This window comes from Campylobacter sp. RM12642, assembly GCF_020137635.1.
Taxonomy (GTDB): Bacteria; Campylobacterota; Campylobacteria; order Campylobacterales; family Campylobacteraceae; genus Campylobacter_E.
On the sequence record NZ_JACGAT010000059.1, the window covers coordinates 1 to 1,781 of the forward strand.

1 rRNA gene is annotated in these 1,781 nt (G+C 43.9%); it reads left to right on the forward strand.

Annotation, left to right across the window (positions count from 1 at the left end):
• Window positions 1-179: 179 nt before the first annotated feature.
• Window positions 180-1,688, forward strand: a 16S ribosomal RNA gene (locus AVBRAN12642_RS09615).
• Window positions 1,689-1,781 lie beyond the last annotated feature (93 nt).

Sequence of the window (1,781 nt, forward strand, 5' to 3'; positions counted from 1 at the left end):
GTTATTTTAAATAGTTTTATTGTTAATTTTAAATATATCAATTATTTCAACGTCAATCTTTGATATCTAAACAAGTGATCAAGAGCCATTTAAAACTTTCTTATATATAAGTTTTAAATCATTCACTTCATTATTTTATTTATTTTTTAATTTTTCATAATTAAAAAATAATCATTTAAATTATGGAGAGTTTGATCCTGGCTCAGAGTGAACGCTGGCGGCGTGCCTAACACATGCAAGTCGAACGATGAAGTCTAGCTTGCTAGACGGATTAGTGGCGCACGGGTGAGTAATGTATAGCTAACTTGCCCCTTACAAGAGGACAACACTTAGAAATGAGTGCTAATACTCTATACTCCGCTCTAACATAAGTTAGGGTGGGAAAGTTTTTCGGTAAGGGATAGGGCTATATTGTATCAGCTAGTTGGTAAGGTAATGGCTTACCAAGGCTATGACGCATATCTGGTCTTAGAGGATGATCAGACACACTGGAACTGAGACACGGTCCAGACTCCTACGGGAGGCAGCAGTGGGGAATATTGCTCAATGGGGGAAACCCTGAAGCAGCAACGCCGCGTGGAGGATGACACTTTTCGGAGCGTAAACTCCTTTTTTACAAGAAGAATACTGACTGTATTGTAAGAATAAGCACCGGCTAACTCCGTGCCAGCAGCCGCGGTAATACGGAGGGTGCAAGCGTTACTCGGAATCACTGGGCGTAAAGGGCGCGTAGGCGGAGTAGTAAGTTGGATGTGAAATCTAATGGCTTAACCATTAAACTGCATTCAAAACTGCTATTCTAGAGTAAGGGAGAGGCAGATGGAATTAGTAGTGTAGGGGTAAAATCCGTAGATATTACTAAGAATGCCAATTGCGAAAGCGATCTGCTAGAACTTAACTGACGCTAAGGCGCGAAAGCGTGGGGAGCAAACAGGATTAGATACCCTGGTAGTCCACGCCCTAAACGATGTATGCTAGTTGTTGGAATGCTAGTCATTTCAGTAATGCACCTAACGGATTAAGCATACCGCCTGGGGAGTACGGTCGCAAGATTAAAACTCAAAGGAATAGACGGGGACCCGCACAAGCGGTGGAGCATGTGGTTTAATTCGAAGATACGCGAAGAACCTTACCTGGGCTTGATATCCTAAGAACCTTGTAGAGATACGAGGGTGCTAGCTTGCTAGAACTTAGAGACAGGTGCTGCACGGCTGTCGTCAGCTCGTGTCGTGAGATGTTGGGTTAAGTCCCGCAACGAGCGCAACCCACGTATTTAGTTGCTAACAGTTCGGCTGAGCACTCTAAATAGACTGCCTTCGCAAGGAGGAGGAAGGTGTGGACGACGTCAAGTCATCATGGCCCTTATGCCCAGGGCTACACACGTGCTACAATGGCATATACAATGAGAAGCAATACCGCGAGGTGGAGCAAATCTATAAAATATGTCTTAGTTCGGATTGTTCTCTGCAACTCGAGAGCATGAAGCCGGAATCGCTAGTAATCGTAAATCAGCTATGTTACGGTGAATACGTTCCCGGGTCTTGTACTCACCGCCCGTCACACCATGGGAGTTGATTGTGCTTTAAGTCGGAATACTAAACTAGTTACCGCCCACAGCAAAATCAGCGACTGGGGTGAAGTCGTAACAAGGTAACCGTAGGAGAACCTGCGGTTGGATCACCTCCTTTCTAGAGTACATACTCTTTAACTCACACTAAAGAGTAATAATAAATATTTCAAGAGCTCTTGAGAGCTTGTTTGGATATCAAAGGTTGAAATGA